Source organism: Streptomyces sp. A1136 (genome assembly GCF_004795055.1).
Lineage (GTDB): Bacteria > Actinomycetota > Actinomycetes > Streptomycetales > Streptomycetaceae > Streptomyces.
The window spans coordinates 1-12,750 of sequence record NZ_SSBJ01000002.1; the positions used below are offsets into that span (position 1 = coordinate 1).

Genomic DNA, 12,750 nt, shown 5'->3' on the forward strand with positions numbered 1-12,750 from the left:
GAACCTCATCCACCGAAGTGGACGGGGTATCAACTTCTGGCGTTGATTTTTGGCACGCTGTTGAGTTCTCAAGGAACGGACGCTTCCTTCGTACTCACCCTCGCGGGTTTTCCTCCGGGCGCTTCCTGTGTTCTTCGTTTTGTTCTTGCGTTTCCGACTCTATCAGACTCTTTCGTGTCCGATTCCCGGTCGAAGCGGGATTCGCTTTCCGGTTCTCCGCTTTCGCGTTTCCCTTTCCGGCGAGACCGACTCTATCAGTGCTTTTCCGGCTGTCCGACCACCCGCCGTTCTGCCCGCAGGGCACACGAAGAAGGGTCGAGCTCAAGATCAGTACTTCAGAGGGGGGTTCCCGTCCATCGGTGGTTCGCGAGATGTTCACGCGGCACGTCCTGGCGGGACTCACGACAGTACAGGCGACGGCGGTGCCCAGGCAAATCGATCCAGGCTATGGTCTAGTCCACTACGTTGATGTCGCGGCAGCACGTCCGAGCCTCCCTGCGGGTGGTCTCATTTCGTGCGGAACCGGGACATCTCATGACTTACCCTTCTCAAAGTAGGCCGTCCTGACAGATTGTGACGGCGACTCGAAGAAGCCCCACCCCCTGGGAGGCCCTCCATGACCAGCGTGACGTCCCCACTTGCCGGGCGTGCCATCGGACTCGCGGCAGTGCCCGATCCGGTGTTCTCCGGCGCGATGGTGGGACCGGGCACCGCTATCGATCCTGTGCGCGAGGCTTCGGAGGCGGTGGCGCCCGTGGACGGTGTGGTCGTCTCCCTGCACCCGCACGCGTACGTGGTCGTCGACGCCGAGGGGCACGGCGTGCTCACTCACCTCGGGATCGACACCGTGCAGCTCAACGGCGAGGGCTTCGAGCTGCTCGTCAACAAGGGCGACACCGTGACTCGCGGCCAGGCCGTCATCCGCTGGAACCCGGCGGCGGTCGAGGCCGCCGGGAAGTCGCCCGTCTGTCCCGTCGTCGCGCTGGAGGCCTCCGCGGAGTCCCTCGTCGGTGTCGTCGAGTCCGGGGACGTGAAGGCCGACGACGTCCTCTTCAGCTGGCAGTGACGCGCCGCCCGCGAGGGCGTCGGACATCCACCGCGGCCGGCCTGGCCCGCCGCTCAATCGGAGACGGGTGAAATGGAGACAACGCTGCGAGGCGTCGGCGTGAGCCACGGTGTGGCGATCGGCGAGGTGCGGCACATGGGTACGGCGGTCCTCGAACCGCCGGCCAAGCAGATCACCGCGGACGAGGCGGAGCGCGAACAGGGGCGCGCCCGCAAGGCCGTGGAGGCCGTCTCGGCCGACCTCATGGCGCGCGGCCATCTGGCGGGTGGCGAGGCCCAGCACGTGCTGGAGGCCCAGGCGATGATCGCCACGGACCCCGAGCTGATGGCGGACGTGGACCGGCGGATCGCCGTCGGGAGCACCGCGGAGCGCGGGATCTACGACGCGTTCGCCTCGTACCGCGACCTGCTCGCGGGCGCCGGGGAGTACATGGCGGGTCGGGTGGCCGACCTGGACGACGTGCGCAACCGCATCGTGGCACGCCTGCTGGGCGTGCCGATGCCGGGTGTGCCGGACAGTGACGAGCCGTACGTACTGATCGCGCGTGACCTGGCGCCCGCCGACACCGCGCTGCTCGACCCCGCGCTCGTCCTGGGTTTCGTCACCGAGGAGGGCGGCCCGACCAGCCACAGTGCGATCCTGGCGCGGGCTCTGGGCGTGCCGGCGATCGTCGCGCTGCCGGGGGCCTGTGAGATCGCCGAGGGCACCCTCATCGCGGTCGACGGCAGCACGGGCGACCTGTTCGTGAACCCCTCGGCGGAGAAGCGCGGCGAGATGGAGGCCGCGGCCGCCGAGCGGAAGGCGGCGCTCGCGGCGTCTTCCGGGCCGGGCGCCACTTCCGACGGACACAAGGTGCCGCTGCTGGCGAACGTGGGCGGTCCCGCGGACGTGCCGGCGGCCGTCGAGGCGGGGGCGGAGGGTGTGGGCCTGTTCCGCACCGAGTTCCTCTTCCTGGACGACAGCAAGAAGGCACCGTCCGAGGAGAAGCAGGTCGAGTCGTACCGCAAGGTGCTGGAGGCCTTCCCGGAGGGGCGGGTCGTCGTACGGGTACTGGACGCGGGCGCCGACAAGCCGCTGGACTTCCTGACGCCGGGCGACGAGCCGAACCCGGCTCTGGGAGTGCGCGGTCTGCGGACCCTGCTCGACCACCCGGAGGTGCTGCGTACGCAGCTCTCGGCGCTGGCCAAGGCGGCCGAGGGCCTGCCCGTCTACCTTGAGGTCATGGCCCCGATGGTGGCGGACCGGATCGACGCCAGGGCTTTCGCCGACGCCTGCCGCGAGGCGGGGTTGCGGGCGAAGTTCGGGGCGATGGTGGAGATCCCCTCGGCCGCGCTGCGGGCGCGCTCGATCCTGCAGGAGGTCGAGTTCCTGTCGCTGGGAACGAACGACCTCGCGCAGTACGCCTTCGCCGCGGACCGTCAGGTGGGCGCGGTGTCGCGGCTCCAGGATCCGTGGCAGCCGGCGCTGCTGGACCTGATCGCCATGTCGGCCGATGCCGCGAAGGCGGAGGGCAAGAGCTGCGGTGTCTGTGGTGAGGCCGCCGCCGATCCGCTGCTGGCGTGCGTGTTGACGGGTCTGGGTGTCACCTCCCTTTCGATGGGCGCCGCCTCCATTCCCTACGTGCGGGCGACGCTGGCCAAACACACGCTGGCGCAGTGCGAGCGTGCGGCGGCCGCGGCACGCGCGGCCGACACGGCCGAGGAGGCGCGGGTCGCCGCGCAGGCGGTCCTCTCCGGCGAGTAGGAGCGGTTCGCGGCAGGTCGGGTCGAGGGGTCTTCGCCGGTGGCGAGGGCCCCTCGGCCGTTCCCCGCCCGGATGGGCGCCGGGTGTTCGGCAGGTGGTGGCCGGCTTCAGTGGTGGGGGTCCGGATCGTCCACCTCGTAGCCGGGGCAGTACTCCACCCCTGGTTCGGGGGCGACGGGTTCACCGGTGTCGGCGTCGGTGCAGTAGGCGTTGAAGACCGCCGCCGCGGAGAGGGCGACCAGCCGGCCACGGTCGAGACGCCAGCCGTGGACGCGGTCCGGGCAGCCCTCCGAGGTGCTGCGGAGCACGAGTCCCCCGGCGCCCCCGAGGGCGATGCCCGCGGCCAGGACGGTCACGAAGTCCATTCCCTCCCGGCCCTCGATCCGCGGCCGGGAATCGGCTCCTGGCGCCTCCGCGTGCAGGACTGCCACGAGCTGTTCGGTCTCGGTGGGCACGCTGCAGACGAGGTGGTGGTGGCCGGGGCCGGCTCCCTCGACCAGGCGTTTGAGCGCGCCGGCGGCGCGTTCGAAGGAGGCCTGGCCGATGTCCTCGCCGCAATCCGCGCAGCTGCCGACGCCTGCGAGGAGGGTGGTGGCGTACTCCCAGGTGGCCTGCCGTACTGCCTCGTCGAGCAGGAGCGGGACGAGGTCCGCGATGGGCTGGCCCCGGTAGGGGAGGCCGGCTCCGGCGAGTTCGGCGGTGAAGCCGGCCCGGGCCTCGGCCGTGTCGGCGTCCAGGCCGTGGTCCGCGCAGTAGTCGGCGTACTCCTCGGGATCGAAGAGGGCGACGGTGGCGTGGACGCCCTGCGCCGCGAGGGAGCGGAGCAGGGCCTCGACGTGTCGGAGGTAGTCGGCGTACCCGCAGTGGGCGTCGAAGGGGAAGCTGCGGTAGCGGCGCATGGCCGCGAAGTCCCCCGGGTCGGCCAGGAGACCGAGGGTGCTGGGGACCTCGCGGCGCAGTCGGCGGCGCAGCGTCCGGTGGTCGGCGCGGGCGGGTGTGGTGTCGGCGGTACGGGCGGTACCGGTGGTGGCGTCGGTGGTGTTGTCGCCGTTCGCGTTCGTGTGTGGCATGGCTCCCCCTGGGTGTCGCAACGCGTTGCTCACTCAGAGTAGTCACGACCACTGACAGTCACCGCCGGTCGCGGCCCAGCTCCTCGTAGAAGGCCAGCAGTTCGGGGCGGTCCACCGAGCCGATGTTGACCGCCTTGTCCATCGGCGTGCCTTGGAGGAGGCGCTTGACGGGGACCTCGATGCGCTTGCCGGTGAGGGTGTGCGGCACGGCCGGGATCTCGATGATCTCGTCGGGTACGTGGCGCGGCGAGAGTTCCTCTCGGATCGTCGCCTTGATCCGCGCGCGGAGGTCGTCGTCGAGGGCGGCCCCGGGGGCGAGATGGACGAACAGCGGCATCCAGTAGCCGCCGTTCGGCTCCTCCAGGCCGATGACCAGGGATTCCTTGATCTCGGGGAGTCGCTCGACCGCTTCGTAGATATCGGCGGAGCCCATCCGGACGCCCTGCCGGTTGAGCGTGGAGTCGGAGCGGCCGTGGATGATCACCGAGCCCCGGTCGGTGATCGTGATCCAGTCGCCGTGCCGCCAGGCTCCGGGGAACATCTCGAAGTAGCTCTCGCGGTAGCGGCTGCCGTCGGGGTCGTTCCAGAAGTGGATCGGCATGGACGGCATGGGGTTGGTGACGACGAGTTCCCCGACCTCCCCGATGAGCGGCTTGCCGGCCGGGTCCCAGGACTGGAGGTCCGTGCCCAGCGAAGGGGCCTGGAGTTCGCCGATGTGGACGGGGAGGGTGGCCACGGCGCCCGCGAAGCAGCTGCAGACGTCGGTGCCGCCACTGACCGAGGCGATCCAGAGGTCTTCGGCGACCTCGTCGTGCAGCCAGCGGAAGCCGTCGGGCGGCAGCGGCGAGCCGGTCGTGGCGACGCACTTCACGGCGGACAGGTCGTAGTCGCGCGACGGGTGCACCTCCGCCTTGCGGCAGGCCATGACGTAGGCCGCCGACGTCCCGTACAAGGTGGCCCCGGTCAGCTCGGCGATGCGCCACTGGGCCCCCGTGTCGGGGTGCCCGGGGCTGCCGTCGTAGAGGACGACCGTCGTGCCGGTGAGCAGGCCGGAGACGAGGAGGTTCCACATCATCCAGCCGGTGGAGGTGAACCAGAAGAACCGGTCCTGCGGTCCGAGGTCGCTGTGCAGGCCGAGCTGCTTGAGGTGTTCGAGGAGGATGCCGCCCTGGGACTGGACGATCGCCTTGGGCAGGCCGGTGGTGCCGGAGGAGTAGAGGACCCAGAGCGGGTGGTCGAAGGGGACCTGCTCGAAGACCGGCTCCACGTCGGCCGCGACCAGCTCCGACCAGGCGAGGGCGCCCTCGGGGGTCGGGGTGCCGAGCAGCGGGATGTGGACGACGGCGCGCAGCGAGGGCAGCTCGGCGCGCAGCTCGGCGACGGTCTCGCGGCGGTCGTGCTCCTTGCCGCCGTAGCGGTAGCCGTCGACGGTGAACAGCACGACGGGCTCGACCTGCTGGAAGCGGTCGAGGACGCTGCGGGCGCCGAAATCGGGGGCGCAGGAGGTCCACACGCCGCCGACGGCGGCGGTCGCGAGGAGGGCCACCGCGGCTTCGGCGATATTGGGCAGGTACCCGCTGACCCGGTCGCCGGGGCGTACGCCGAGGGCGCGCAGCGCGGCGGCCAGCGATCCGACCTGTCGGCGCAGCTCGGCCCAGGTCACGGGGACCGGCTGGTGGGTCTCGTCCACGCACAGCAGGGCCGGGTCCTGGGCCCGGGCCGGGTCCTCGGCCGTGCGCAGGGCGTGCTCGGCGTAGTTGAGGGTGGCGCCGGTGAACCAGCGCGCGCCCGGCATGGAGCGGTCGGCGAGGACCGACTGGTAGGGGGTGGAGAAGCGGACGTCGAACCACTCGGCGACGGCCTGCCAGAAGGTGTCGAGTTCGTCGACGGACCAGCTGTGGAGGGCGGGGTAGCCGCCTTCGGCGGGTGCGCCGTGGTGCTCGGCGGCCCACGCCTGGAATGCGGTGATCCGGGCCGCGGCGATCCGTTCGGGGCCCGGGGTCCAGAGGGGTTCCGGCGGGGTGGCTGAGGTCATGGGTCGGCTCCCGGTCGACTGTGTGGTTCGCGCTTCGTGTGCGTACGTTGCCATCGCGCGTTCGGTGCGCGCGCGGCGGCTCACAGGGACGATGCCACGTGATCGACATCCGCACCAGAGCCGTCCCCGGCGGTGGTGTGATCGTCCGCCCGGTCCGTCTGCGGGTGAACGGAAGCTGAACGCGGCCCGCTCGGCCGGGGCGCGGTGGCAGGGTGAGCGCCATGGACGGTCGTGATCTGGTGCGTGGGGTGTGGGAGATCGGTACGGCGCGCGGACGGCGTACGTGGCGCGCGGCGTGGCGGCGACGGCGCGCGGACGCCGAGGGGCTGGCACGCCGGGGCGCGGAGCGGGCGCGGGTGCCGGGACCGCTGACGGATACCGAGCCGAGGCCGGGCGGGGGTGTGTTGCGCTTCGCGCGCTCGGAGCTGCTGGTGCGGGTGACGGTCGGCGGGGCGGTGTTCTGGGGGTGGGACGGGGCGCGGCCCTCCCCCTCCTACGCGGTGGTGGGCGAGGGCCCCCGACCGGATGTGCGTGCCGTCCTGGAACCGGACACCGGGGGCGGCTGGCGGGTGGTGTCGGAGCGGGTGACGGTGGCGGTGTCCCGGCAGGGGGCGGTGGAGGTGCGTACACCTGGCGGGACCGTGCTGCGCCGGGAGTCACCGCCGTGCTGGTGGGAGCCCGTGGAGGCGGGCCGTGGCGGGGCCCGGTGGCGGGTGCGCGGGGAGGTGCCGGCGGACGCGCGGTTCTTCGGGTTGGGCGGTCGGGCCGCCGGGCCTCGGCTGCGGGACGGCTCGTACCGGTTGTGGAACACCGACCCGAAGGGTGGTTTCGGACCGGGCGACGACCCGCTGTACCTGACGATGCCGGTGCAGTGGGTGGTCTCGGACGCGGGGACGCACCTGATGTTCCACGACAACACCTGGGACGGGCAGGTGGTGCTGCGCGAGGGCGAGGAGGGGGCGGGATCGGGGGCGGACCGGCCCGGGACGACGGAACTGCGCGCGGAGGGCGGGCCGTTGCGCTGCTGGGTGCTGGTGGGGACGCCGGCCCGGGTGGCGCAGGGCTGGTCGGGGCTGACGGGGGCGGCGGCCGTGCCCCCGCAGTGGGCGCTGGGCTACCAACACGCGCGCTGGGGGTTCGGCAGCGAGGCGGAGGTGCGGCGGGTGGTGGCGGGGTACGCGTCGCGGGGGCTCCCCCTGGCCGCGTTGCACCTGGACATCGACCACTACGACGGGCACCGGGTGTTCACGGTCGACAAGGAGCGGTTCCCCGACCTGCCCGGTCTGGCGGCGGAGTTGGCGGCGGACGGGGTGCGGCTGGTGTCGATCGTCGATCCGGCGGTGAAGGCGGGCGACCCCCTGCACACCGCCGGGCTGGCGGTCGGGGAGCGGGGGGCGTTCGTACGCGACGCGCGGGGGCGGGAGGTGCGGGGTGAGGTGTGGCCGGGCGAGTGCGCGTATCCGGACTTCACCGATCCGGCGGTGCGGGAGTGGTGGGGCGGTCTGTACGAGGAGCGCCTCGCGCAGGGCTTCGCCGGTTTCTGGCACGACATGAACGAGCCGGTCGCGTTCGCGGCGTTCGGTGACGCGACGCTCCCCCGTTCGGCACGGCACGCGCTGGACGGGGCGGGCGGGGACCACCGGGCCGCGCACAACGTGTACGCGCTGGGGATGGCGCGGGCCGGCTGGGAGGGGTTGTCACGGCTCCGGCCGGCGGAACGTCCGTTCCTGTTCTCCCGCTCGGGCTGGGCGGGCATGCAGCGGTACGGGGGCTCGTGGTCCGGCGATGTGGAGAGCAGTTGGGAGGGGATGCGGGCCTCCCTCGCGCTGGTGCTGGGGCTGGGCCTGTGCGGGGTGCCGTATTCGGGCCCGGACGTCGGCGGTTTCGGGGGGTCGCCGTCGCCCGAGCTGTTCCTGCGGTGGTTCGAGCTGGGGGCGTTCCTGCCGCTGTTCCGTACGCACGCGGCGATATGGGCGGGCCGGCGGGAACCTTGGGAGTTCGGGCCGAAGGTGGAGGAGGCGGCGCGGGCGGTGCTGGCGGAGCGGGAGCGTTTGCGGCCCTACTTCGTGACGTTGGCCCATCTGGCGCGGCGGACGGGTGCTCCGTACGTGCGGCCGCTGTGGTGGGGGGCGCCGGAGGACCGGCGGCTGCGGGACTGCGAGGACGCGTTCTTGTTGGGGGACGCGCTGCTGGTGGCGCCGGTGCTGGAGTGTGGGGCGGACCGGCGGGCGGTGCGGCTGCCGAGGGGGCGGTGGTACGACACGGCCACGGGGGCGGCGCACGAGGGGCCGGGCCAGGTGTTGCTGGACGCCCCGCTCGGGCGGACGCCGGTGCTGGCCCGGGCGGGGTCGGTGCTGCCGGTGCGCGGGGAGGACGGCGCGGTGGCGCTGGAGGTGTGGGCTCCGGCGCGAGGGCGGACCGGTGGCGGGGTGGTGGTGCGCGATCCGGGTCCGGGCTTCGAGCCGGGCGAGGTGGAGCGGTACACCGTCCGGTGGGTCGGGGAGACGGTGGGGGTGGAGGACGAGGCGGGCGGACCGGTCGAGGGGGTGGTGGTCCGGGGGCTCTAGATCCCGTCGCCGAAGTCCTGCCGGGAGCCGGGGCGAGGGGCCAGGGGTCGGGGGATTCAGGCGTACTGGCCGGCGAACCAGGCGCCGACCGCCCGGGTGTGGAGGGGGAAGGCCAGTTCCGCGGGGGCCCGCAGGATGTGCCAGCCGTCCGTCTCGTCGGTCGGCGCGGAGGGCGGGAGGGAGTCCGCCGGGCGGGTCGGGAGGAGGCCGAAGAGCAGCAGGTGTCCGGCCGAGGAGCTGAGGGCGTCGGCCAGGACCACTCCCGAGGCGGGCTCCTCGATGCCCGTCTCCTCCCGGAGTTCCCGTACGACCGCGTCCTGCCACGCCTCGGCGAAGTCGATGAAGCCGCCGGGCAGGGCGACCTCGCCTAGGGCCGGTTCGATGGTGCGCGTGACGACCACGAGGCCGGTGCCCCGCTCGTCCTCGACGGGGAGGAGGGCGACGGCCACGGGGAGCGGGTTGCGGTAGGCGGTGGTTCCGCACACGGTGCACGTACGGGGCCAGTCGGTCGTGTCGAACGGGGCTCCGCAGGTGGAGCAGTGCGAGTCCCTCAGGTGTCCCGGCATCCGGCGATGGTATGCCAGGGGGAATGAGGATGTCGGCCGTCGTGGCCTTGCTGTGGGTGTTGCTCGGCGGGTCGGCGCCGGCCGGCTTCGTGGCGTTGGCGGAGGTGGATCCGACCATCGGGCAGGACGTGCGGTACGCGTCGGCGCGGAACTTCACCGGTCGGCCGGTCGTCGGTTACGACGAGCCGGTCTGTCTGCTCGCCCTACCGGCGGCCGAGGCGCTGCGGCGGGCGCAGCGGGATCTGGCGCGGCGCGGGTACGGGCTGCTGGTGTACGACTGCTACCGGCCGCAGCGGGCGGTGGACGCGTTCGTGCGGTGGGCGGGAGACGCCGGGGACCAGGCGACGAAGGCGGAGTTCTATCCGCGCGTGGACAAGGGCAGGTTGCTCCCCGAGGGGTACATCGCGCCGAAGTCGGGGCACAGCCGGGGCAGCACGCTGGACGTGACGCTGGTCGCGCTGCGGGACGGTCGGGCGCTGGACATGGGGACGACCTTCGACTTCTTCGACCCGCTCTCCCATACGGCCGATCCGCGGGTGGTCGGGCCGGCGCGGGCCCACCGGGAGTTGTTGGGTCGGGCGCTCGCCGCGCGGGGCTTCGTCAACCTGCCCGAGGAGTGGTGGCACTTCACGTACGCGCCGGAGGCGTTCCCCGACACGTACTTCGACTTTCCGGTCTCCGCAGCGCGGGGCGCCGCGTCCGTACGTCACTGAACGGCCTACGTCACCGAGCGGGCCGCGTCACCGAACGGCCCGCGCGGTCGAACCGGTGACCCGGGCGGGGTACTCGTGCCACACTCGCATTCTGACGAGCCGTCAGTTCGCCAGTGAGGGAGGGGCCTTGGAGCGCAACCGCACGCCCGTCGTCAGCGGGTGGTTCACCGGTACCGAGGAAGGCGAAGACTTCCGGCTGCTCGGCACCCGGTGTTCCGCCTGCGCGGCCGTGTTCTTCCCGCGCGAGGACGCGTACTGCCGCAACCCGCACTGCGCGGGAGGCGGCGAACTCACCGAGGTGCCGCTGTCCCCGCGGGGGCGGATCTGGTCGTACACCGACGGGCGCTACCGGCCGCCCGCGCCGTACGTGTCCGACCCGGACGCGCCCTGGGAGCCGTACACCCTCATCGCGGTCGAGCTGGAGGCCGAGGGGATGGTCGTACTGGGTCAGGGGGAGCCCGGGGTGACGGTGGCCGATCTGGCGGTCGGGATGGAGGTCGAGGTGGTCGGCGGGGTGCTGAACGAGGACGCGGGGACGGCGTGGACGACCTGGCGGTTCCGACCGGCGGCCCCGGCGGGGGTGGGCGCGTGAACTCCGACATCGCCGTGCTGGGGGCCGGGATGCACCCGTGGGGCAAGTGGGGCCGCGGCTTCGTCGAGTACGGGCGGGTCGCCGCGAAGGCGGCGCTGGCCGACGCGGGGCTGGAGTGGACGGACGTGGGGTCCATCGTCGGCGCCGACACCGTCCGGTCTGGGTACCCCGGATACGTGGCCGGGGCCACCTTCGCACAGGCGCTCGGCTGGCAGGGCGCGCGGGTGACCAGCGTCTACGCGGCCTGCGCGTCCGGTGCGCAGGCCATCGGCGCGGCGCGGGCGCAGATCCTGGCGGGATTGGCCGACGTGGTGCTGGTGGTGGGGGCCGACGCCGCGCCCAAGGGGTTCTTCGCCCCGGCGGGCGGGGAGCGGCCGGATGATCCGGACTGGCTGCGGTTCCGGGTGCTGGGGGCCACCAACCCGGCGTACTTCGCGCTGTACGCGCGCCGCCGGATGGCGCTCTACGGGGACACGCCGGAGGATTTCGCCGAGGTGAAGGTCAAGAACGCGGCGGCGGGGGCGCTCAACCCGTACGCCCGCTACCGCAAGCCGGTCACCGCCCGGGAGGTGGCGGCCTCGGCGGTCGTCGCCGACCCACTGCGGCTGCTGGACATCTGCGCGACCTCGGACGGGGGCGCCGCCCTCGTGCTGGCCGGCATGGACTTCGCGCGCTCGCGCGGGATCGCGGACCCGGTGCGGATCAGGGCGGTGTCGACGGTGACGCCCACGTACCCCCGGACCCTGCTGGACCTGCCGGACATCGCCACCGACGCGGTGACCGCCTCGGCGCCGGCCGCCGGATCGTTCCGGTCCTCGATCGCACGGGCCGCGTACGAGGAGGCCGGGCTGGGACCGGAGGACCTGTCGCTCGCGGAGGTGTACGACCTGTCCACCGCGCTGGAGCTCCAGTGGTACGAGGACATCGGGCTGTGCGGCGAGGGCGAGGGGGCCAAGCTGCTGCGGGAGGGTGCGACGGCGCTCGGCGGCCGGATCCCGGTGAACACCAGTGGCGGGCTGTCCTCGTTCGGGGAGGCGGTCCCGGCGCAGGCGATAGCCCAGGTGTGCGAGCTGACCTGGCAGTTGCGGGGGGTCGCCGGTGACCGGCAGGTCCCGGGGGCCCGGGCCGGGATCACCGCCAACCAGGGACTGTTCGGCCACGGTTCGGCGGTCGTCGCGGTCCGGTAGGCCCCTTGACCGGCGGGTGCTGTCCGAACGCTTGACGGCCCACGACGGCGGGTTGACACTCTCCCCACGGTCCGAGCGCGACCGGGATTCCCGAACCCCCCATGAGAGCCGCGGCCCGTACCCCAGTCGGCGGGGGTACGGGCCGCCTCCGCGTGTGCGCCCGGCGTCAGGCTCCGGCCGTGAGGCTGTGGCGGCGGGCCCGGGCCAGCGACATGGCGTGTTCCACGACCCCGACCAGTACGTCCTTGACCGACTCGCGGTCGCGCGCGTCGGTGAGCAGTACCGGTACCTCGGGGTCGAGGTCGAGGGCGTCGCGCACGGTCACCACGGGGTGCCGGTCGGCGCCGTCGAAGCAGTTGACCGCGATGACGAACGGGATGCCGCGCCGCTCGAAGTAGTCGATGGCGGCGAAGCAGTCCGCGAGGCGGCGGGTGTCGGCGAGGACCACGGCGCCGAGCGCCCCTTGGGCCAGCTCGTCCCACAGGAACCAGAAGCGGTCCTGTCCGGGTGTGCCGAAGAGGTAGAGCACCAGGTCCTCGCGGAGGGTGATGCGGCCGAAGTCCATGGCCACGGTCGTGGTGTTCTTGCCCTCCACTCCCCCGGTGTCGTCGATGCCGATGCCCGGCTCGGAGAGGCGTTCCTCCGTCCGCAGCGGTCTGATCTCACTCACCGCACTGACCAGGGTGGTCTTGCCCACCCCGAAGCCGCCCGCGACCAGGATCTTGAGGGTCAGCGGCTCGACCGGCGACACGGCATGCATGGCGCCGGTGCGGCTAGAGCGCCCGAAGGCCATCGATCACCTCACGCAGAATGGATTCGTCGGGCAGTTCGGCCGGTGGTACCGGCCGCGTCACGTGGACCAGTTCGTCGTCGACGAGGTCGCCGATCAGGACGCGGACGACACCCACCGCGAGGTCGAGGTCGGCCGCCAGTTCCGCGACGGACTGGGGGCGTTCCCGGCACAGGCCCAGGATGTGGGCGTGTTCCGGGGACAGGGTCAGGTCCCAGACCGGATCGTCGGCCGCCGGTTCGGCGACGACGAGCGCGATCAGGTCGAGACGGTGCTGGCCCGCGTGGCTGGTGCGGCCGCGGGTCATGGCGTACGGGCGCACCACGGGGCCCGCCTCGTCGTCGAACCAGTGCGGGTGCGCGGGATCGTCCGCGCCGCCCGGGGGTCGCTCGGGGTGGTACCGGCCTGAATCGCTCATGCC

The 12,750-nt window shown here is 72.7% G+C and carries 11 protein-coding genes; 6 read left to right on the forward strand and 5 right to left on the reverse strand.

Annotated features, from left to right (window positions below; translation table 11 throughout):
* Window positions 1–616: 616 nt before the first annotated feature.
* Both E6R62_RS01900 and ptsP read left to right on the forward strand, forming a co-directional pair.
* Complete coding sequence (locus E6R62_RS01900; protein ID WP_136210683.1) at window positions 617–1,066, forward strand: PTS glucose transporter subunit IIA; 450 nt, start codon at window positions 617–619, stop codon at window positions 1,064–1,066.
* A gap of 72 nt (window positions 1,067–1,138) precedes the next feature.
* A complete protein-coding gene (gene ptsP / locus E6R62_RS01905; protein WP_136210685.1) occupies window positions 1,139–2,809 on the forward strand; it encodes a phosphoenolpyruvate--protein phosphotransferase in 1,671 nt (556 codons plus the stop codon).
* A 107-nt stretch (window positions 2,810–2,916) separates the two neighbouring features.
* Here the strand turns inward: ptsP and E6R62_RS01910 are convergent, their stop codons facing one another.
* Together E6R62_RS01910 and E6R62_RS01915 are read right to left on the reverse strand one after the other, a co-directional pair.
* Window positions 2,917–3,879: a hypothetical protein gene (locus E6R62_RS01910; protein ID WP_136210687.1), complete on the reverse strand. Its 963-nt coding sequence runs from the start codon at window positions 3,877–3,879 to the stop codon at window positions 2,917–2,919.
* A 58-nt stretch (window positions 3,880–3,937) separates the two neighbouring features.
* Window positions 3,938–5,914, reverse strand: a complete 1,977-nt coding sequence (locus tag E6R62_RS01915; protein ID WP_136210689.1) for an acetoacetate--CoA ligase — start codon at window positions 5,912–5,914, stop codon at window positions 3,938–3,940.
* Window positions 5,915–6,135: 221 nt separating this feature from the next.
* On the opposite strand from E6R62_RS01915, the gene E6R62_RS01920 reads away from it, so the two are divergent.
* Window positions 6,136–8,481, forward strand: a complete 2,346-nt coding sequence (locus E6R62_RS01920; protein ID WP_136210691.1) for a TIM-barrel domain-containing protein — start codon at window positions 6,136–6,138, stop codon at window positions 8,479–8,481.
* Between the two features lie 56 nt (window positions 8,482–8,537).
* Here the strand turns inward: E6R62_RS01920 and E6R62_RS01925 are convergent, their stop codons facing one another.
* A complete protein-coding gene (locus tag E6R62_RS01925; protein ID WP_136210693.1) occupies window positions 8,538–9,047 on the reverse strand; it encodes an NUDIX domain-containing protein in 510 nt (169 codons plus the stop codon).
* A gap of 29 nt (window positions 9,048–9,076) precedes the next feature.
* On the opposite strand from E6R62_RS01925, the gene E6R62_RS01930 reads away from it, so the two are divergent.
* The 3 genes from E6R62_RS01930 to E6R62_RS01940 all read left to right on the forward strand — a co-directional run bounded on the left by E6R62_RS01930 (window position 9,077) and on the right by E6R62_RS01940 (window position 11,539).
* A complete protein-coding gene (locus E6R62_RS01930) occupies window positions 9,077–9,760 on the forward strand; it encodes a M15 family metallopeptidase (protein WP_240801434.1) in 684 nt (227 codons plus the stop codon).
* 127 nt (window positions 9,761–9,887) lie between these two features.
* Window positions 9,888–10,352 carry a Zn-ribbon domain-containing OB-fold protein gene (locus E6R62_RS01935; RefSeq protein ID WP_136210697.1) on the forward strand — a complete coding sequence of 155 codons (465 nt, stop codon included), beginning with the start codon at window positions 9,888–9,890 and terminating at the stop codon, window positions 10,350–10,352.
* On the forward strand, window positions 10,349–11,539 hold the full coding sequence (locus E6R62_RS01940) for a lipid-transfer protein (protein ID WP_136210699.1): 1,191 nt from the start codon (window positions 10,349–10,351) through the stop codon (window positions 11,537–11,539). Before E6R62_RS01935 ends, E6R62_RS01940 begins: the two co-directional genes overlap by 4 nt.
* A gap of 166 nt (window positions 11,540–11,705) precedes the next feature.
* Here E6R62_RS01940 and E6R62_RS01945 read toward each other — a convergent pair whose 3' ends face one another.
* Window positions 11,706–12,332 carry an ATP/GTP-binding protein gene (locus E6R62_RS01945; RefSeq protein ID WP_136210701.1) on the reverse strand — a complete coding sequence of 209 codons (627 nt, stop codon included), beginning with the start codon at window positions 12,330–12,332 and terminating at the stop codon, window positions 11,706–11,708.
* Window positions 12,313–12,747: a DUF742 domain-containing protein gene (locus E6R62_RS01950; RefSeq protein ID WP_136210703.1), complete on the reverse strand. Its 435-nt coding sequence runs from the start codon at window positions 12,745–12,747 to the stop codon at window positions 12,313–12,315. The genes E6R62_RS01945 and E6R62_RS01950 overlap by 20 nt, the downstream gene beginning before the upstream one ends.
* Window positions 12,748–12,750 lie beyond the last annotated feature (3 nt).